The sequence below is a fragment of the Bacillus sp. SKDU12 genome (assembly GCF_010093085.1).
Taxonomy (GTDB): Bacteria; Bacillota; Bacilli; order Bacillales; family Bacillaceae; genus Bacillus; species Bacillus mexicanus.
Genome location: NZ_MSRC01000016.1, coordinates 180,672 through 199,666 on the forward strand (window position 1 = coordinate 180,672; position 18,995 = coordinate 199,666).

Genomic DNA, 18,995 nt, shown 5'->3' on the forward strand with positions numbered 1-18,995 from the left:
CTAACGCTTACGCTTCTTGGCCTACAGTTTCGTCTTCAATGCCAAGTTCTTGTTTGATCCATTCATAACCTTCTGCTTCAAGACGCTGTGCAAGCTCTGCACCGCCGGATTTTACAACGCGCCCTTGCATCATAACGTGAACAACATCCGGAGTGATGTAGTTTAACAGGCGCTGATAGTGAGTGATCATCAGGCAGCCGAAGTTTTCGCTGCGCATTTTGTTGATCCCTTTGGATACAACTTTCAAAGCATCAATATCAAGACCTGAGTCGATTTCATCAAGGATGGCGATTTTCGGTTCAATCATCATTAATTGAAGGATTTCGTTGCGCTTTTTCTCCCCGCCTGAGAAGCCTTCATTAAGATAACGCTGAGCCATTTCAGGATCCATTTCAAGGAATTCCATGTTTTCGTCCATTTTGCGGATGAATTTCATAAGAGAAATTTCATCGCCTTCTTCTCTGCGCGCATTGATTGCTGAGCGAAGGAAGTCAGCATTTGTTACACCGCTGATTTCACTTGGGTATTGCATCGCAAGGAATAAGCCTGCCTGTGCGCGCTCGTCCACTTCCATCTCCAGTACATCTTTGCCGTCAAGCGTGATGCTGCCTTTTGTTACTTCATATTTAGGATGCCCCATAATCGCAGCTGACAAAGTAGATTTACCAGTTCCGTTCGGACCCATTACCGCGTGGAATTCTCCGCCTTTTATTTCAAGGTTTACACCTTTTAAGATCTCTTTCCCTTCGATTTCAACGTGAAGATCTTTGATCGTTAATGTTGAAGCAGCCATATCTATACCTCCAAAAATATATAATCATTATTCTCATTTTATTCTCATTCTAATTTTATAACAAATGAAAAGTAAATACAACTTTTTATCGTGCCCTGCACATTCCACAAGTTTAACAAAGATCAGCACTTTATTAAAGCGATTGAAAAAGAAAAAGAGTGGATTCCCACCCTTTTTTAAAAGATTGATTTTCTCAATAAGCTCCCGCAGAAATCCGCTTGCTCTTTTCATAATCAAGCTCTCTCTGCCGCTCTACTTTGATTCTTGTTTCCAGCCGGCGTCCGTATTCCTCATATCCAATTCCATGTGACAGCTGCATCGCTTTTTCCATTTCTGACGTATAATCGAGGTTCAGTCTATCCTGGCTGCTGCAAATAATGAATCAATCCCTTCATTTATTTGCTTTTATTGTATCAACGATGCGATGAATGCCGCAAAAAGGATGTGGCTTGATATAGCGGCAGATGAGACGAAAGCATCCTTTTAGATCAAATGAGAACGGTTTTTTGGAATATTCCTTCTCTTAATGCGGAGTGTTTCCGAATTCCTCTATGCACTGCTGGACAACTGTCACGCCCTGACTGAGTGCCGCGCCGCCTCCAAACGCCGCTGCCACACTGACCGCTTCGAGAATGTTTTCTTCTGTGGCTCCCTGATCAAGACAGCCTTTTGTATGATAGATCATGCAATACTCATCTTGGGCATTGATGGCAATTCCGAGCGCGATCAGCTGTTTTTCTCTTTCAGTCAGTGAGTTGCCGGCAAAGCATTGCTCAGTAAACTCGTTAAACTTTCTTCCCATCAGCGGCATCTTTTGTTCAAATGTGCCTAAACCTAATTTATATTGCGTTAGCGCGTCCTGCATGCTTTCTCTGTCTTGATTCAAAGAAAATCCCTCCATCTGTTTAACATTCCTTTTTATTATGAACAGCTTTTAGGAAAATACCCGAAAAAAACCCCGGATTTCTCATCCGGGGTTTCACCGTGTCAGCAAACCCTCGCATTCGTTGTCAGACCTGCACGTTGGTGCTCACGAATCACAACATTCGCTCCGCTCCAATGCTCGGCCTTCCTAGACTTCAAGGGTTTTCATTCGCGCTGAAAAGATGACAAAGCCCTTAAACTAAGTTTTAGGGCTTTGTCAATAATCGAACCCCGGATTTTCATCCGGGGTTTCGGTCTTATTCAGATACAGGAAGCACAGCTCCATCGTATTTTTTCTCGATGAAATCTTTGATCTCTTTAGAGTGAAGAACTTCCATCAGCGCTTTGATTTTTGCGGAATTCTCTTCGCCTTTTCTGACGGCAATAATGTTAGCGTATGGGTTGTTTTTCGTTGCTTCTACTTCAATCGCATCTTTTTTAGGATTTAATTTATTTTGAATCGCATAGTTTACATTGATGAAGACAGCGTCTCCTTCTTTGTTATCATATGCTTTTGCCGTTACTTCCGGCGCTACTTTTTTAAATTGAAGATTTTTCGGGTTTTTCTTAATGTCTTTCAATGTCGCGTCAACTGTTTCCACTTTAGAGTCAAGTGTGATTAATCCCGCGTTTTCAAGCATTGCAAGCATACGGCCTTGTTCAGCGACGTTGTTTGTCAAAATAATGGTCGCACCCTTTGGAAGGTCTTTCAGCGATTTATATGTTTTAGAGTAAATACCGAATGGCTCTAAGTGAACAGCTCCGGCATTCACAAGTTTGTAGTCTTTGTTTTCTTTCATTTCTTGCTCAAGGTAAGGAATGTGCTGGAAGTAGTTCGCATCCACTTCTTCATCAGATAAAGCTTTGTTGTACATCTTGTAATCACTAAGCACTTTCACTTTCAGCGTGTAGCCTTTTTCTTTCAACAATGGTTCAGCTTCTTTTAAAATTTCCGCATGCGGTGTTTTTGTTGCTGCGACGACAATGTCTTTTTTGCCGGATTCAGCCCCGTTATTCGAACCGCAGGCCGCCATGACTCCTGCAAATACAAGCAGTAATGCACCCAAAAATAGCTTTTTCAATGTAAATCCTCCCTTATCGTTTATCTATAATATTTGTTATCACATCACCGATGATTTGGATAATAAACACGATGATTAAAATAAACACAGTGGCAATGAAGGTAACATCAGCATTATTAGACTGATAGCCTTCTACGTACGCAAGATTTCCAAGACCGCCTGAACCGATGGCCCCGGCAATTGCGGTTGAGCCGATCAAAGCGATGGCCGTAACCGTAATGCCGGAAATGAGAGCCGGCATAGACTCCGGAAGCAGCACTTTGAAAATAATCGTAGACGTTTTAGCACCCATTGATTTAGCGGCTTCAATCACACCTTTATCAACCTCGCGCAATGCGATTTCCGCCAAGCGCGCGTAGAACGGTGCAGAGCCGATCACCAGCGCCGGCAGTGCGGCGTTTGGCCCTAAGATGGTGCCGACTAAAAACTTCGTAAAGCCCAGCAGTAAAATAATTAAAATGAGAAACGGAATCGATCTGAATATGTTGACAATGGCCGCAATTACAGAGTTGACCGCTTTATTCTGCCAAAGGCTCCCTTTGCTTGTCAAAAAGAGCAGCAAGCCGAGGATCACTCCGATGACAAAGGCAAACAGCAGAGAGATCAGCGTCATATAAAGTGTTTCATATGTCGCATTCCACAATTCTGTTAAATCAACGTTTGGGAAGTATATTTCAAACATTCGCGATCACCTCTGCTTTCACCTGTTTATCATTAATAAACCGGATCACGTTTTGAACTTCTTCCTCGTCTCCGTCAATATGGATGAACAGCGAGCCGTAAGCTCCATCCTTTGTCTGCGAGATTTTCCCTTGCAGAATATTGACGCTGACATTAAAGTTTCTAATCATTTCTGTAATCAAAGGCTGCTCAGCCGAATCACCGACAAATGTGAGCTGGACCGTTTTTCCTGATGCTGTTTCATCAAGAAGGTGCGAAAGCGTTTCTTTCGTTTCTTCCGGCTCTGTCACCTGCTGAACAAATCGTTTTGTCATGTCTTCCTTCGGATTTTTGAAGACATCGAGAACCTCGCCTTCTTCCACAACCTTACCGTTTTCCATGACAGCGACTCTGTTACAGATTTTGCGGATGACATGCATTTCATGGGTGATCAGCACAATCGTCAAACCGAGTCTTTCATTAATATCGGACAATAAATCCAAAATTGAATCCGTCGTTTGCGGATCTAATGCTGATGTCGCTTCATCGCAAAGGAGAACCTTCGGATTGTTTGCAAGCGCTCTTGCGATTCCGACGCGCTGCTTCTGCCCGCCGCTCAGCTGAGACGGGTAAGATTTTTCTTTTCCTTCTAAACCGACCAGTTTAATCAGTTCGTTAGCGCGCTTCATCCGTTCGCTTTTTTTCACCCCGGCAATTTCTAAAGGAAACATGATATTATCTCTGACGGTCCGCGACCAAAGCAAATTGAAATGCTGGAAAATCATGCTGATGTCATGGCGTGCATTTCTTAAAGCGCGTCCGTTTACTTCATTAATTTTAGTTCCCGCCACTTCCACGGTTCCTGAGGTTGGTTTCTCAAGGCCGTTCAGCAGACGGATTAAGGAACTTTTACCAGCTCCGCTATATCCTATAATTCCAAAAATCTCACCTTTTTGTATGGAAAGAGAGACATTTTGGACAGCATTGACATCTCCATGTTTCGACTTATAAACTTTTGAAACATCTTGAAGATTGATCAAAGCAATCACCTGCCTTAACACTATTCTAAGAAATCTTCCGGGATATTCGGCAAAAGAAAAGCCTTTCTGCACATGTGAGCAGAAAGGCTTATATAAAACGCCTTTCTCTCATCTTTCAAAGCTGAACGCTTCGTGTGAATTGGCACCATTTCAACAGCGTTGATGGTTGCCGGGCTTCATAGGGCACTTCCCTCCACCTCTCTTGATAAGAGAAATATATAGTCTTTTTCGTCCGGAAATTCTTAATGTAGAATAGCATGGCGAATGATGAAATGTCAATAAAATAAATGATGTCAACTTTTACTATTATAATAATTTTCTATTTTTTCACTTTTTAAAATCCTCTGAAAAAATCCATTTGTCAGCCAGAGAATAGCTTCTAGTTTTAAGAGAGCCCTGAATGAGCCCTTCACTTTCAGGCTTCCCCTCTGGATCAAATGCTGCAGGGAAATATCTCCGTGCAACAGATGAATAATTTCCGCTTGGTTTCCGTAAAAGGTCAGGTTGGACGCTGGGGGCGGAGAAATTTTTTTCATTTCCCCCTGTTCGTTTATCGAGACGGTTAAGGCTTCTGTTTCTCCCTGGAAGGTAATGAGTAATGTTGATGCGTTCAAAAGAGGTTTTAAAAACAGATGCTGATACTCATCTTCTAACACTTCTGCTTTCTCCATATGTACAACCTCCTATTTGTTGGTCATACATAGACATTTCTCTTTTTGACGCAAGAACCCCTTTATAAAACGAACGACAATTTCATTGAAATACACTGAGAAATATGTCACAAATGGGACGCGGAAGATGATTTTTGTTTAATCAGCTCATATAAATAAGAAACAGAATGAAACGCATATCCTCTTTCGACCACTTTTCCGCCTTTAAACAGGAGAAAACACGGGACACTTTCAATTTGATACGCTTTTGCGAATGTCGGAGAGTAATTGACATTGTTTTGATAGAAGGCGACATCAGGCAGCATTTCCTTCACAACTGTCAGCATTTTGCTTGCAAGCTGGCAGGTGCCGCAAAACGGAGTATATAAATATAGGAGATACACATCATCTGCGATGTGCTCTAGCTCGTGTTCTTGAAGTTCTTTCATGCTATACACCTCGGGACTTTCTTTCAAGAAAAATAGTATGGACATTTAAATTTGCGCGGAGCAGTACAGAAGCGACATGGTGTTTCGGTGCAGCCTCTACTTCCTTATAGGCTCTGTCTATATGCAAATGGCAGGCGTCATTAAATTCTCTTTTCAGCTGTTTTCTTAATGTCTCGCCTGATTCATCAGCATCAACTAATATATAGACGTCTTTATCGTATAGCTCGTCAGCCAATTCCTCAAGCTTCAGCTGGCTGATTGTTCCGTTGGTACAGATAATGCGCACTGGTTCATTCAGGACACTTTCAACTTTCTCTTTATCTGATTTTCCTTCGACAATCATCACCTTTTCCAGCTCATCCATCTTTATCACCTGCTGCGTTAAATTTGAAACGTTCAGATTGTAAAAGAAGGCAGTGAAATTCACCGCCAACATTAACACCAGCCGTTTTCATAGTCACAATCCACGTATTTTTCATCATTTCCTGAGACCACATCGGCTGTCTTATAAAATTTCTCATTTTCAAAGGAATAGCCTGATTTAAGCTCATATTCATCCATGCTTGTCATTTGGCCGATTTTCTCATTATCATGATATAACGAGAGCCGGCCATTTTGAAAGCGGCCTGTCACATCATTGGTGACATCGAGCTTTTGTTTGCTGAAAGCCATATTGGACACCTCCCATAACGTTAGCGTGTCCAATTGCCTTCACAGCTATCCTGTTTTAGTCTTCTTGTGTCATTTCTTCGTATTGCTCTGCTGTCATCAGTTTTTCAATTTCAGAAGCGTCAGACGGTTCAACAACGATCATCCATGCTTTCTCGTACGGTGATTCGTTAACGAATTCCGGACTGTCATCAAGATCTTCGTTTATTTCCACAACCGTTCCATTAATCGGTGCATAAAGCTCAGATACCGTTTTAACGGATTCAACACTGCCGAATGGCTCGTCCGCTTTGATTTCAGCGCCAACTTCAGGAAGTTCGACAAACACGATATCGCCTAGTTCGGCTTGGGCAAAATGCGTAATTCCGATTCTGGCTTTTTCTCCTTCAACTTTCACCCACTCGTGTTCTCCTGAGTAACGCAAATCTTTAGGTATGCTCAATTGAATCCCTCCATTTTTTACAGCACTATAATAAGAAGATACCACACTTTTCAAAAAAAATTGACATTAAGCCCAGTTTTCTTCAAATTGGTCTTCTTTGAATCCGACTGTCACTTTTTCACCGTCTGTTGTAAGCGGGCGTTTGATCAGCATTCCGTCTGAAGCCAGCAGTTCTAGCTGTTCGTCCTCCGACATATGATACAGCTTTTCTTTGAGATTCAGCTCGCGGTATTTCATGCCGCTTGTGTTGAAAAATTTCTTGAGATCCAGTCCGCTTTTTTCATAAAGCGCCTTTAGTTCCTCTTTGCTTGGAGGCTGCTCTGCAATATGTATTTCGTTGAATTCTTTTCCATGCTCTTCTAACCATTTCTTTGCTTTGCGGCACGTTCCGCATTTAGGGTACCAGTAAAAAGTTAACGACATCTTCTTCCCCCTCAATAAAATAATCGAGGTTATTTTAACACAGTTTGTTTTAAAAGCCTAAACCTGTGCTTCTAAAAAAAAAGCTCCGCTTAATGCGGAGCTCTCGGACAATCAGACAATATATTTTTCAGCTTCGAAAACGGCCGCCGCTGCTTCGCGTTTTTTCTGAATGACATTTTTAGGCGTTACGCGCGTCAGCTTGCGCAAAGCGGAAAGCATCATGCGGAGGGAGTCTCCTTCTTCCATTGCGATGAGTGATTCTTTCGCGTGCGCTTCAATTTCATGAAAAGCTTCCTGGACAAAAATTTCTGTATACAGCACCTTCTGCACCGCTTTTTCTTCTCCTTGTGCGGCGATGGCTTTTTCTGTTCTAAGCACGGCTGATTCCATTGCATATACATTGCTGACAATATCCGCGATGTTGACGAGGATTTCTTGTTCACGATCGAGTGCTTTTCCGTATGTTTGGGCAGCGAGACCGGCAGCGAACAGCGCGATCTTTTTGGCTTGCTTAACGACATATTTCTCCTGTTCTAAAACGCCGCTGCCAGGCTCTTCAGGCATAAGCATCATCAGTTCTTCTTGAAGCGACTGCGCTTTTTCAAATAGAGGGAGTTCGCCTTTGAGCGCCTTTTTCAAAAAAGTGCTTGGCACGATTAACCGGTTGATTTCGTTTGTGCCTTCAAAAATCCGATTGATCCTTGAATCGCGATAGGCTCTTTCTACTTCGTATTCCTGCATAAAACCGTAGCCGCCATGAATCTGCACGCCTTCATCTACGATATAATCAAGTGTCTCAGACCCGAAAACCTTATTCAGAGAGCATTCGATCGCATATTCGGCAATTGACTTGGCAATTTGCCGGCCGTCCTTGAGATCTTCGGCCGTAAACTGGCTCATGTTGTCTTCAAACAGCCCCACAGTTCTGTACACAGAGCTTTCCATCGCGTAAAGCCTTGATGCCATTGTCGCGATTTTTTCCTGTGTCAGCGAAAAGCCCGCAATCGGCGTTTTAAATTGGCGGCGCTGATTTGCGTATGCCGCAGATAGCTCAATCACCCGTTTAGATGCGCCGATTGTGCCAACCGCCAGTTTATAACGGCCGATATTTAAAATATTAAAGGCGATGATATGCCCTTTGCCGATTTCTCCGAGCAGGTTTTCTTTTGGCACTTCAGCCTGATCTAAAATAAGGGTTCTTGTTGACGATCCTTTGATCCCCATTTTCTTTTCTTCCGGGCCTGTTGATACGCCAGGGAAATCTTTTTCTACAATAAACGCTGAAAACTTATCACCGTCCACCTTAGCGTAAACAACAAATACATCAGCAAAGGCAGAGTTCGTAATCCACTGTTTTTCTCCGGTTAATACGTAATGCGTTCCCGCTTCATTCAAGACGGCTGTTGTTTTTGCTCCCAGTGCATCCGAACCAGAGCCCGGCTCAGTCAGGGCATAAGCCGCGATTTTTTCGCCTGAAGCGAGCCTGGGCAAATACGTTTTCTTTTGTTCCTCTGATCCGAAAAAGACGATCGGCAAGGAACCGATGCCGACATGCGCGCCATAAGAAAGCGAAAAGCTTCCCGCGCGCGAAAATTTTTCAGTGATAAGTGCGGAGCTGATTTTATCAAGGCCAAGCCCTCCGTATTCCTCCGGCACATCGGCGCCAAGCAGTCCCAGTTCGCCCGCTTTCTTCAACAGCCTGACGGAATGCTCAAATTGATGGTTTTCGATGTCATCTATATGAGGGAGAACATCCTGTTCGATGTAATCCTCCGTTGTTTTCGCAATCATTTTATGCTCGTCAGTGAAATCCTCCGGTGTATACATTTGGTCGTATGTGACATTCTCAATTAAGAAACCGCCGCCTTTTTGCACTTCAGCCGCTTTTTTCGCCATTTGCTTTTCCCCCTTTAGCATAATTCAAATACACCGGCCGCTCCCATCCCGCCGCCGATACACATTGTGACGACGCCAAATTGCTCGTTTCTCCGTTTCATTTCATGAATGAGTGAAAGTGTAAGCTTTGTGCCCGTACAGCCAAGCGGGTGCCCAAGCGCGATTGCACCTCCGTTGACATTCACTTTTTCTTCATCAATTCCCAGTTCTCTGATGACTTGAATGGCCTGTGAGGCGAAAGCTTCATTCAATTCAAACAAGCCGATGTCCTGCAGCTGAAGCCCGGCAAGCTTTAAGGCACGCGGGATGGCTTCCACTGGCCCAATACCCATTACTTCCGGCGGCACGCCGCCTACCGCAAAGGAACGGAATTTCACAAGCGGCGCCAAGCCAAGCGCATCAGCTTTTTCCCGATCCATCAGCATAACAGCCGCCGCTCCGTCACTCGTCTGTGAGGAGTTGCCCGCCGTAACCGTTCCATCAACAGCAAAAGCCGGACGCAATGTCGCTAAGATGTCTGCCGTCGTTTGCGGGCGTACGCCTTCATCCTGAGAAAACACAAACCGTTTTTCCTCCGGCTTATGGTTTTCTCCGATTTCTGTCATCGTCACTTCGACAGGTACTATCTCATCTTTAAATTTCCCCGCTGCAAGGGCTTTGGCCGCATTTTGGTGGCTGCGAACGGCGAATGCATCCTGATCCTCTCGCGTGACGCCGTATTTTTTCGCGACCTGCTCGGCTGTATGTCCCATGCTCATATAATATTCCGGCGCCTGTTCTGCCAGCGCAAGGTTCGGACGGGTGACATGCCCCATCATCGGAACCTGTGACATGGATTCTGCTCCACCGGCGATCGCTGTATCGTAGGCGCCAAGCATAATTTTTTCCGCCGCATATGCGATAGACTGAAGGCCTGAAGAGCAGTAGCGATTGACTGTTATCGCCGGAACCGTGTACGGCAGTCCGGCGAGCGCGCCGATATTTCTCGCCATATTGAGCCCCTGTTCCGCTTCAGGTGTCGCACAGCCGATAATCAAGTCGTCAATATTGCCTTCGTAGCCGCCTGCTCTTTTCAATGTTTCTTTTACGCAAATCGCACCTAAATCATCCGGACGAACGGCGGCAAGCGATCCTTTTTTGGCTTTCCCCACCGGTGTTCTTGCACCTGACACAATGACTGCTTCTTTCATAAGCTCCCTCCTAATTCCGTAAAGGTTTACCTTTCACAAGCATATGCTGCATTCTCGCTTGAGATTTCGCCTCTCCTGCCAAACTCAAAAACGCTTCCCTCTCGATCTCTAATAAATACTCTTCGTCTACTTCTGTGCCAAACGGCACTTTTCCGCCGGCAATGACATAAGCGAGTTTTTTCGCGATCTTAAAATCATGCTCAGATATATAACCGGACAGTTTCATCTGCTCAGCGCCAAGCAAGAGTGCCGCATAACCGGTTTCACCCGGCACCTTGACCTTTTCTTTTACAGGCGGCCGCCAGCCGGTATCGTATAAAGAGGCGGCAAGCTGCTTCGCATCGTACAGCAGGTGATCCTGATTCACGCTGATACGGTCTGTTTCTTTTAAAATGTTCATCTCACGAGCCTCTTGGGCGGAGGCGGATACTTTCGCCATCGCAATTGTTTCAAATGTTTTCATTGCCGCATTCATCGGATCAAGACCGCGGCGAAGATGGTTAATGTACAGCTCTTTATTACCTCCTCCGCCAGGGATAAGGCCGACACCGGATTCGACAAGCCCCATGTAGGCTTCGCTTGCTGCTTGAATGCGCGCCGCAGGCAGGCATACTTCCGTTCCGCCGCCGAGCGTCATGCCGAACGGAGCGGCGACAACCGGCTTCGCACTGTATTTAATCTTCATCATCGTTTCTTGGAATCGGCGGATCACGAAGTCAACTTCCAAAAAGTTGTCATCCTGGACTTCCATTAGAATCATAGCGAGATTCGCGCCTACACAGAAATTTTTTCCTTGATTGCCGATGACAAGCCCTTTATAGTTCCGCTCTGTTTCCTCTAACGCCTTGTTGATCATTTGAATAATATCAAGGCCGATGGCATTGCTTTTCGAATGAAACTCAAGAAGGGCCACATCATCTCCAAGGTCAATCAGGCTTGCTCCGCTGTTTTTCGCAATTACCCCTTTTGTTTCTTTAAGCGCTTGTAAATGAATCTGTTTTTTGTTTTCCTTCACGGCCCTGTATTCGCCGCGGTCATAATAAAATACTGTTCCGTTCTCTTTGATGTAGAAGGTTTCATTTCCTTTGTCCAGCATGTCTTTAATCCAGCCGGGTATTTTAGCCCCAAGCTTTTCTGCAGACTGTCTGAGACCGATGGCATCCCACATTTCAAACGGGCCCAGCTCCCAGCCGAATCCCCACTTCATGGCTTGGTCAATCGCATGAATATCATCAGCAATCTCACCAAGCAGCTCAGCTGAATAAAGCAGGGTTTGAGATGTGATATTCCAAAGCAATCTGCCAGCTCTGTCGTCCGAGTAAATAAGCGCTTTCATTTTGGCTTTTGTCCCTTTTGCCTGTTTTGCCGCTTCAAGTGCCGGTGATATCATTTTTGTTCGCTTCCCATAAGTAAGCGTCATTGGATCAAGCTCATAAATCGTTTTGCCTTCTTTTTTATAAAAGCCTTGACCAGCCTTGCTTCCGATCCATCCTTTTTCCAGCATATCGTTCATAAAGCTTGGCAGGCGGAATATTTCTTTCTCGTCTCCCTCCGCTTTGTCATACACATTTCGGGCGACATGGGCGAATGTATCGAGTCCGACAACATCAAGCGTTCTGAAGGTTGCGCTTTTCGGTCTGCCGATCAGCGGGCCTGTGATTGAGTCGACTTCACCGACCTGATAGCCGCCTTTCAGCATTTCTTGTACTGTAACGAGAAGCCCGTACGTTCCGATTCGGTTTGCGATAAAGTTCGGTGTGTCCTTTGCTGTGACTACACCTTTACCGAGAACATTTTCACCGAAGGCTGTCATAAACTTTAAGATATCAGGGTCTGTTTCCTGAATCGGAATAATCTCCAGCAGCTTTAAATAGCGGGCGGGATTAAAAAAGTGTGTTCCGAGAAAATGGGCTTTAAAATCATCCGACCGGCCCTCAGCCATTTTCTGCACTGATATACCAGATGTATTGCTAGAGACAATACTTCCAGGCTTTCGGTGTTTATCCACAAGGGTGAAAATTCGCTTTTTGACTTCAAGGTTTTCCACAACAACTTCAATAATCCAATCTGCTTCATTCAGCCTTTCTGCATCATCCTCCAGATTGCCTGATGTGATATAAGAGATGTTTTCCGCTGATGTGAGGGGGGCTGGCTTTTGTTTCAGCAGTTTTTTTACCGCTTGGCGGCTCAGCCTGCTGCGCACCTCCGGACTGTCCTTTGCCAGCCCTCTTTTTTCTTCTTCCTTTGTCAAATCGTTCGGCACAATATCAAGCAGCAGGACAGGAATTCCGAGGTTAGCCAAATGTGCCGCAATCCCGGAACCCATTACCCCCGATCCTAAAACGGCTGCCTTTCGAATGTGTTTGTGCATGAGATATCCCCCTTGAACATTGAATGAATAATCATTCATTTTTTGACCAAAAAAAATGAAACCTGTTTCTTCTTTCATCTTAAAAGATTTCTGATTCGACTTCAATAGCTAATTTGTTATTTTTTTGTATGTGGTTTACAAAAGACGGGCAACTTAAACCCGGAGGTGATAGGAATGGTGCGAGAGAAAAAAAACCCGTCTTCAGCGGCAGTCAGCGCGGCGAGTGTAAAAGGGGATGCCGGTCCGACTCAGCATTACAGCGGCGGAAAGCGGACAAGTCAAAATCAGCAATATAAAAAGCATAACATGGAACAATCGTAATGCAGCTGCTTTTCGCGGCTGCTTTCACTTTTTCAAGATTCCTTTTAACACAAACGCTGCATTGGCAGGCCGCTCAGCAATTCTTCTCATAAAGTAGCTGAACCAATCCGTTCCATATGGAACATACACACGCATTCTGTATCCTTCCTTGGCAAGTTCCTTCTGCCGCTCCGTCCTTATGCCATACAGCATTTGAAACTCAAATTGCGATGCGGGGATATGGTGTTCAGCAACGAGCTGTTTTGTAAACGCAATGATGTCATCGTCATGTGTAGCGACAGCCGTATAGTTCCCGCTTAACAGCTGCAGCTTAATTAAGCTTTGAAAATGAAGGTCTGTTCCCTTTTTGTCAGGGAATGCTACAGCCGCAGACTCTTTATAAGCGCCCTTTACAAGTCTGAGATTCGGCTTTAAGCCATGCATATGTCTGATATCTTCTGCCGCCCGATACAAATACGCCTGAATGACCGTGCCGAGCATTTCGTATTCCTGTTTACATTTCCTATAAATAGAAAGTGTCTGTTCATAATGAGAATAGTCTTCCATATCAATGGTCACAGCAACACCATGTTGCTTCGCAGCAGATAAAATTGCACGCAAATGAGAAAGGCAAAGTTCTTCTGAAAGATCTAGCCCAATTGAGGTCAGCTTTAATGAAAACTCTGAATCCAATTGATGCTCAGCAATGGCTCGAATGGCTTTCTTGCACTCCTCTGCGATTTGATGTGCTTCTTTTTCTGATGCCGCATATTCGCCTAAATAATCAATCGTTGCACACAAACCGGATCTGTTTAGTCTTTTGACGGTCTTAACCGCCGACTCAATTGTATCTCCAGCGACAAATCGTCTTGCTCCAAGCTTCGTTCCATATGCTTTGGCGAGCTTGGTAAGTGTTTTATTTTGAGATAAGAATAAAAACACAGGTCTCAACATCCGACTCCCTCCTGCCATCATCTTCAAAACACCTGTATAGAACTCCCAGACTGAAGGAAACTATAAAATGAACAAAAATCAAAGGAGGTTCACAATGGACAATCAGCAACAAGCTCAAATGCCGCCTTCCGTTATTTCTACAAAGGATCATTTGTATCTCAATGACATGCTGAACTGGAATTTGCTTGCGATGAAAAAAGCGCATTTCATGGCGCAGCAGTGCCAGGATCAAACATTAAAACAAGAACTCGACCGCCTCGGACACATGCATCATGATCATTATCAAAGAATAGTAAAGCACCTGCAGCCAGGCCAGCAGCAGTCCGGCTACATCCAATAAGGAGGCGACAAAATGAATCAGCAAAATCAGAAAATCAGCAACCCGCAGACGCCTGTACCGACAACTTCGGAGATGAATGACAGAGACTTCGTCAATGAACTGCTGACAACCGAAAAATATATGACAACAGCTTATTGCACAGCCTTGCACGAATTCAGCCACGAATCTCTTTACCAGGATATTCAATCCATTTTTGATGAGTCACAAAAAGCGCAAAGAAAACTGTATGATCTTATGTTCCAATATGGATGGTATTCTGTTGAAGCGGAGGATACCCAAAAGCTGCAGCAATCCTACCAAAAATTTCAGCAAACCATTCAGCAGCAGTCTCCTTACCAGCAATAACAGCATCAGCAAAAAAGGGTACGATGTGCGTTCAGGCATCTATCCTTTTTTTATGGTAAAAATGATTGACTTTTCATTTACGCTTATTTATATTTAATAAGCATTAACTATTTTGTTATCAAAATATATATACAGTGTAAGTAATAGAGGGGAAATGAACATGAAGAGTGCGGATCGGTTAATGTCCGATATTCAATTATCGCTTCAGGCGCTCTTTCAAAAGATACAGCCTGAAATGCTAGAAAGTATGGAGAAACAAGGCATTACCCCAGCGCAGCTGTTTGTGCTGGCCAGCCTAAAAAAACACGGCAGCCTCAAGATTTCTGAAATTGCCGAGCGTATGGAGGTGAAGCCAAGCGCGGTGACGTTAATGGCAGATCGCCTTGAACAAAAAAATCTCATCGCCAGAACACATAACACAAAAGACAGGCGAGTGATCGATATCAGCCTTACTGATGAAGGAGACAGAAAGTTCGAAGAGGTTTTAGCAGGCAGAAAAGCCATTATGGCACGGTACCTTTCCTTCTTGACGAAGGAGGAAATGCTTCAGGCGGCTCATATTACAGAAAAGCTCGCACAGGCAGCAGCGGAAACTGATGAACAGCACAACACGAAAAGAGGAAACGAATGAAATGAGTACAGAAGGCAAACAGCAATCAAAACGAACGTTATTAATAACAGGCTTAATTATTGCCATGTTTTTTTCCGCGCTTGACGGTACCATTGTCGGAACGGCCATGCCGAAAATCGTCGGTGATCTCGGCGGCTTGAGCATGATGACCTGGCTGACAACCGCGTATTTGTTAACATCAACAACCGTTGTTCCAATTGCCGGTAAACTGGCCGATTTATTGGGACGCCGGATTGTTTATGTATCAGGCTTGATTATTTTTATGGCCGCTTCTGCTTTGTGCGGAATGGCCAACAACATGACAGAATTGATTATCTTCCGAGGACTGCAGGGAATCGGCGGAGGCATTATGATGCCGATGGCGATGATTGTCATCGGTGACTTGTTCACAGGAAAACAGCGTGCTAAATTCCAAGGGGTCTTTGGCGCGATTTATGGGCTGGCTTCAGTGATTGGGCCGCAAATCGGCGGCTGGATCGTAGACTCGCTCAACTGGAAATGGGTTTTCTATATCAATCTTCCAGTCGGAATTATTGCCGTTATTTTCATTGCCAGAGGATTACAGGGCCGCCGGCAAACTGGTCCGATCAACTTCGATATCGCTGGGATTTTCACGATGATTGTCGGGGTTGTCAGCCTTCTTCTCGCTTTAAGCTTTGGAGGAAAAGATTACGGGTGGGGTTCTTGGCAGATTCTTGGCCTGTTCGCACTCGCGCTGGTCGGCATTGTCAGCTTTATTATTGTAGAGTCAAAAGCAAAAGAGCCGATCCTGCCAATGTATTTATTTAAAAACAGAACGTTTACATTCCTAAACTTGATCGGCTTCTTTATGAGCATCGGCATGTTTGGCGCCATTACGTTTGTTCCTTTCTTTATGCAGGGAATTGTCGGTGTAAGTGCGTCTGAATCAGGCACGATTATGACACCGATGATGATCTCTATGATCATTACAAGTATTATCGGCGGCCAGCTTGTCTATAAAATCGGCATTAAACCGCAAATCATTACAGGTATGCTGATTATGGCCGGAGGATTTTTGCTGTTAACGACTTTAGACCTTGATACGGGCAAGCTTGTCGCTACTTCGTATATGGCGATTATTGGTTTGGGAATGGGTCTCGTCATGCCGATCCTGACACTCGCTTTACAGGAAAGCTTTTCGAAGGAAGAGCTTGGGGTCGTCACTTCATCCAGTCAATTCTTCCGTTCTATCGGAGGAACATTCGGCATTACCATGCTGGGAGCAGTAATGAATGCCCGTTCCGGAAATCTATTAACTGATAAATTGGTGCCGTATTTAGACTCTCTTCCGGCACAGGCAAGTTCATTTGCCGGCCAGCTGAAGGGTATGATTGATACAAATCCGCAAGGGCTGCTGCAATCACTGTTCAGCCCGGATGCAATCAAACAAATACCTGCGGCCTTCTCATCCCATATTGTGCCGATTTTAAAAACATCGCTGATGGATTCACTCCATAGCGTGTTTTACACAGGCCTGATCTTTATCGTAGTCGGAGCCGTATTTACATTGTTTTTAAAACCTATCAAGCTATCAAATAAGAAAACGGAAGAACAAGTAAAAGAGAAAACGGCACAAACCGTTGAATCGCCTTCTCATTAATAGAAACCCCGCGGGTCCCAAGACCGCGGGGTTTTCTTATTCGATCATCTGAGCCTTTCCACTTCCGAAAGACCAATCCTCATCCTGATTACCGGTCAGCATGATAAACACATCTTCTTTTCTTACACCAAGCTCGGAATGAATTCCACTTGCGATAGAGCGGTAAAGCGCTTTTTTCTGTTCAGTTGTTCTTGAATGTTTCAACGTAAAATGAATGTAGATCAGTTCATCAGTACGCTCGACCTGCAGATAAGACGGATCATAAAAAAACTCGCTTTTTTCATATTGCCTGATGACTTGAAAATAGTCATCTTCCGGCACATTGATTTCTTCAGTCATTGATTGATGAATGGTCCTGCTAAGTTTTTGAAGCCACGCTTCGCTTCTCCCCGCACGTAAATGAATTTGTACAAATGGCATCCCCGCATCCCCTCTCTTACAACGTCTGTCCGCTGTCAATTGTGATGATTTGACCTGTGAGCGATTCCTGTTCAACAAGCGAACAAATCAATTTGGCGACATCATCCGGTTCAGCAATACGCTGCAGCAGCAAAGTGCCGATCATGCTTTTCATTTTTTCTTCCCGGCCGGCCCACCATCTCGTTGCGACAGCTCCCGGTGCTACACCGCTCACTCTGATTTCAGGCGCTAAGGCGTGAGCCAAAGATTTCGTTAAGCCGTGCACCGCCGATTTTGATACTGCGTAAGGCATGGATGAACCCGCACCGGTTACCCCTGCGATGCTGCCGACATTTACGATCGCCCCGGCCTTGCTTTTTTTCATGAAAGGAACCGCTGCCCGCGCACAGAAAAACATGCCTTTCACATTGACAGCGTAAAGTTCATCCCAGATGTCTTCTGTCGCAGCTTCAAGGTCATCCATTGGAATATGCCTTGTAATGCTGGCATTGTTGATTAAAATATCAATAGTGCCATATATTTTCACAATCGATTGAACCATATCCTGCACTTCGCTATTTTTGGATACATCCGCTTGGATGGTGAAAGCTTGCCCGCCATCTTTTTTAATCGTTTCTACTGTTTCCTCCGCTTCGAATTGCGAGCGTGAATAATTCACCGCAACAATCGCTCCGCGTTTTGCCAATTCTATGCTGGCTGCTCTTCCGATTCCTGTGCCGCCCCCTGTTACGAGAGCTATTTTGTTCATGACATTCATTGCCGCCACTCCTTGCCGTTTATGAAATTTTCTTGCTGATTCCATTGTAATCAAGGTTTGGTGTTACGTATAATGATTGTTAAAGATACTTGCTATCACTCAGATTGATAGCAAACGAACGGAGGAATGCAAAATGGAAAGCGGAGATTTACGTGTGTTTCAAATGGTAGCCCGTGAAGGCTCCATTACAAAAGCGTCCCAGCAGCTTGGCTATGTACAATCGAATGTCACGGCCAGAATTCAGCAATTGGAAGCTGAGCTGGGTACCATGCTGTTTTTGCGCCATAACAGGGGCATGACACTTTCTGCAAGCGGAAAGCTGCTGCTGGACTACACCAATAAAATTGTCGGCCTGCTGGATGAGGCATCTAAAGCACTCTCATCCTCCGTCGAACCTAGCGGACCGCTTATGATCGGCTCCACTCAGACAACCGCCGCGGTAAGACTTCCGAAGCTTTTGGCCTCTTATTATGAAGAACATCCAAACGTTCAGCTGTCTTTAACAACAGGACATACACAATTTCTCCTTGATCAGGTTCTCCGTTATGAATTGGATGGCGCCTTTATCGGATGTGAATGCAATCATCCTGATCTCGAATCCTATCCTGCATTTGAGGAAGAGCCGGTAGTTGTTTCGGCTGCTTCCATATCCGGTGCAGAGGAAGCCATCACAAAGCCGATTCTCGTATACAGCACAGGCTGTTCGTATCGGGAGACACTTGAAAAGTGGCTGCGCTCTGTCGGTGTCACACAGCCGGTCATTATGGAATTTGGTACGCTTGAAGCGATTATCGGCGGGGTTACAGCAGGTCTTGGCATCTCGCTGCTGCCGAGAACGGTTGTGCAGAAACACGCGGCTGAAGGGACGATTCGATTGTACCCGCTGCCTGAAGCTCTCAGACAGATGAAAACAATATTTATTATCCGAAAAAACTCGTTTATCAGCAGCGCACTGCAAGCCTTTATGGATTCATTTACGCCAGGCAAAACGGCAACATCACAAAAAAGCAGTCTGCTGTGATTAGCAGACTGCTTTTT

The 18,995-nt window shown here is 44.8% G+C and carries 24 protein-coding genes and 1 riboswitch; of the genes, 6 read left to right on the top strand and 18 right to left on the bottom strand.

The features are described 5' to 3' along the window. Positions 1-7: 7 nt before the first annotated feature. The 15 genes from sufC to BTW01_RS13660 form a co-directional block, all read right to left on the bottom strand. On the bottom strand, positions 8-793 hold the full coding sequence (sufC, locus tag BTW01_RS13590) for a Fe-S cluster assembly ATPase SufC (RefSeq protein ID WP_162103488.1): 786 nt from the start codon (positions 791-793) through the stop codon (positions 8-10). A 193-nt stretch (positions 794-986) separates the two neighbouring features. Next, positions 987-1,124, bottom strand: coding sequence for a hypothetical protein (locus BTW01_RS13595; RefSeq protein ID WP_162103489.1), 138 nt, complete (start codon positions 1,122-1,124; stop codon positions 987-989). Between the two features lie 192 nt (positions 1,125-1,316). Beyond that, positions 1,317-1,694: a carboxymuconolactone decarboxylase family protein gene (locus tag BTW01_RS13600; RefSeq protein WP_162103490.1), complete on the bottom strand. Its 378-nt coding sequence runs from the start codon at positions 1,692-1,694 to the stop codon at positions 1,317-1,319. A 280-nt stretch (positions 1,695-1,974) separates the two neighbouring features. Further along, positions 1,975-2,799 carry a methionine ABC transporter substrate-binding lipoprotein MetQ gene (gene metQ, locus BTW01_RS13605; RefSeq protein ID WP_162103491.1) on the bottom strand — a complete coding sequence of 275 codons (825 nt, stop codon included), beginning with the start codon at positions 2,797-2,799 and terminating at the stop codon, positions 1,975-1,977. Between the two features lie 13 nt (positions 2,800-2,812). Next, on the bottom strand, positions 2,813-3,481 hold the full coding sequence (metP, locus tag BTW01_RS13610) for a methionine ABC transporter permease MetP (protein ID WP_162103492.1): 669 nt from the start codon (positions 3,479-3,481) through the stop codon (positions 2,813-2,815). Beyond that, positions 3,474-4,499 carry a methionine ABC transporter ATP-binding protein MetN gene (gene metN, locus BTW01_RS13615; RefSeq protein WP_162103493.1) on the bottom strand — a complete coding sequence of 342 codons (1,026 nt, stop codon included), beginning with the start codon at positions 4,497-4,499 and terminating at the stop codon, positions 3,474-3,476. Before metN ends, metP begins: the two co-directional genes overlap by 8 nt. Before the next feature lie 105 nt (positions 4,500-4,604). After that, a riboswitch (SAM riboswitch) is annotated at positions 4,605-4,711 on the bottom strand. 81 nt (positions 4,712-4,792) lie between these two features. Beyond that, positions 4,793-5,170, bottom strand: coding sequence for an SCP2 sterol-binding domain-containing protein (locus BTW01_RS13620; RefSeq protein WP_162103494.1), 378 nt, complete (start codon positions 5,168-5,170; stop codon positions 4,793-4,795). A 107-nt stretch (positions 5,171-5,277) separates the two neighbouring features. Next, positions 5,278-5,598: a thioredoxin family protein gene (locus tag BTW01_RS13625; protein WP_024713602.1), complete on the bottom strand. Its 321-nt coding sequence runs from the start codon at positions 5,596-5,598 to the stop codon at positions 5,278-5,280. A gap of 1 nt (position 5,599) precedes the next feature. Next, on the bottom strand, positions 5,600-5,962 hold the full coding sequence (locus BTW01_RS13630) for a toprim domain-containing protein (protein ID WP_202923607.1): 363 nt from the start codon (positions 5,960-5,962) through the stop codon (positions 5,600-5,602). A 71-nt stretch (positions 5,963-6,033) separates the two neighbouring features. Further along, positions 6,034-6,270, bottom strand: a complete 237-nt coding sequence (locus BTW01_RS13635) for a YusG family protein (RefSeq protein WP_162103496.1) — start codon at positions 6,268-6,270, stop codon at positions 6,034-6,036. A 55-nt stretch (positions 6,271-6,325) separates the two neighbouring features. Beyond that, positions 6,326-6,709 (bottom strand): glycine cleavage system protein GcvH, encoded by a 384-nt coding sequence (gcvH, locus tag BTW01_RS13640; protein ID WP_162103497.1) that lies wholly within the window; start codon positions 6,707-6,709, stop codon positions 6,326-6,328. A gap of 66 nt (positions 6,710-6,775) precedes the next feature. After that, positions 6,776-7,132 carry an arsenate reductase family protein gene (locus BTW01_RS13645; protein ID WP_162103498.1) on the bottom strand — a complete coding sequence of 119 codons (357 nt, stop codon included), beginning with the start codon at positions 7,130-7,132 and terminating at the stop codon, positions 6,776-6,778. A 111-nt stretch (positions 7,133-7,243) separates the two neighbouring features. Continuing rightward, on the bottom strand, positions 7,244-9,028 hold the full coding sequence (gene fadE, locus BTW01_RS13650; protein ID WP_162103499.1) for an acyl-CoA dehydrogenase FadE: 1,785 nt from the start codon (positions 9,026-9,028) through the stop codon (positions 7,244-7,246). A gap of 14 nt (positions 9,029-9,042) precedes the next feature. Continuing rightward, a complete protein-coding gene (locus tag BTW01_RS13655; protein WP_162103500.1) occupies positions 9,043-10,218 on the bottom strand; it encodes an acetyl-CoA C-acetyltransferase in 1,176 nt (391 codons plus the stop codon). Positions 10,219-10,228: 10 nt separating this feature from the next. Continuing rightward, on the bottom strand, positions 10,229-12,589 hold the full coding sequence (locus tag BTW01_RS13660) for a 3-hydroxyacyl-CoA dehydrogenase/enoyl-CoA hydratase family protein (protein WP_162103501.1): 2,361 nt from the start codon (positions 12,587-12,589) through the stop codon (positions 10,229-10,231). A 174-nt stretch (positions 12,590-12,763) separates the two neighbouring features. Between BTW01_RS13660 and BTW01_RS13665 the strand changes: the two genes are divergently transcribed. After that, positions 12,764-12,910, top strand: coding sequence for a YuzL family protein (locus BTW01_RS13665; protein WP_162103502.1), 147 nt, complete (start codon positions 12,764-12,766; stop codon positions 12,908-12,910). A 24-nt stretch (positions 12,911-12,934) separates the two neighbouring features. Here BTW01_RS13665 and BTW01_RS13670 read toward each other — a convergent pair whose 3' ends face one another. Further along, positions 12,935-13,843 carry a proline dehydrogenase family protein gene (locus BTW01_RS13670; protein WP_162103503.1) on the bottom strand — a complete coding sequence of 303 codons (909 nt, stop codon included), beginning with the start codon at positions 13,841-13,843 and terminating at the stop codon, positions 12,935-12,937. A gap of 94 nt (positions 13,844-13,937) precedes the next feature. Here BTW01_RS13670 and BTW01_RS13675 point away from each other — a divergent pair, with 94 nt between their 5' ends. The 4 genes from BTW01_RS13675 to mdtP all read left to right on the top strand — a co-directional run bounded on the left by BTW01_RS13675 (position 13,938) and on the right by mdtP (position 16,780). After that, a complete protein-coding gene (locus BTW01_RS13675; RefSeq protein ID WP_162103504.1) occupies positions 13,938-14,183 on the top strand; it encodes a hypothetical protein in 246 nt (81 codons plus the stop codon). 12 nt (positions 14,184-14,195) lie between these two features. Then, complete coding sequence (locus tag BTW01_RS13680) at positions 14,196-14,528, top strand: spore coat protein (protein ID WP_014477927.1); 333 nt, start codon at positions 14,196-14,198, stop codon at positions 14,526-14,528. Between the two features lie 160 nt (positions 14,529-14,688). Beyond that, complete coding sequence (locus BTW01_RS13685) at positions 14,689-15,159, top strand: MarR family transcriptional regulator (RefSeq protein WP_162103505.1); 471 nt, start codon at positions 14,689-14,691, stop codon at positions 15,157-15,159. Then, positions 15,125-16,780: a multidrug efflux MFS transporter MdtP gene (gene mdtP, locus BTW01_RS13690; protein ID WP_225493359.1), complete on the top strand. Its 1,656-nt coding sequence runs from the start codon at positions 15,125-15,127 to the stop codon at positions 16,778-16,780. Before BTW01_RS13685 ends, mdtP begins: the two co-directional genes overlap by 35 nt. A 36-nt stretch (positions 16,781-16,816) precedes the next feature. Here mdtP and BTW01_RS13695 read toward each other — a convergent pair whose 3' ends face one another. After that, positions 16,817-17,200 carry a tautomerase family protein gene (locus BTW01_RS13695; protein WP_162103506.1) on the bottom strand — a complete coding sequence of 128 codons (384 nt, stop codon included), beginning with the start codon at positions 17,198-17,200 and terminating at the stop codon, positions 16,817-16,819. Positions 17,201-17,216: 16 nt separating this feature from the next. Next, a complete protein-coding gene (locus BTW01_RS13700) occupies positions 17,217-17,957 on the bottom strand; it encodes an SDR family NAD(P)-dependent oxidoreductase (RefSeq protein ID WP_162103507.1) in 741 nt (246 codons plus the stop codon). A gap of 133 nt (positions 17,958-18,090) precedes the next feature. Here BTW01_RS13700 and BTW01_RS13705 point away from each other — a divergent pair, with 133 nt between their 5' ends. Then, on the top strand, positions 18,091-18,978 hold the full coding sequence (locus BTW01_RS13705; RefSeq protein WP_162103508.1) for a LysR family transcriptional regulator: 888 nt from the start codon (positions 18,091-18,093) through the stop codon (positions 18,976-18,978). Positions 18,979-18,995: the final 17 nt, after the last annotated feature.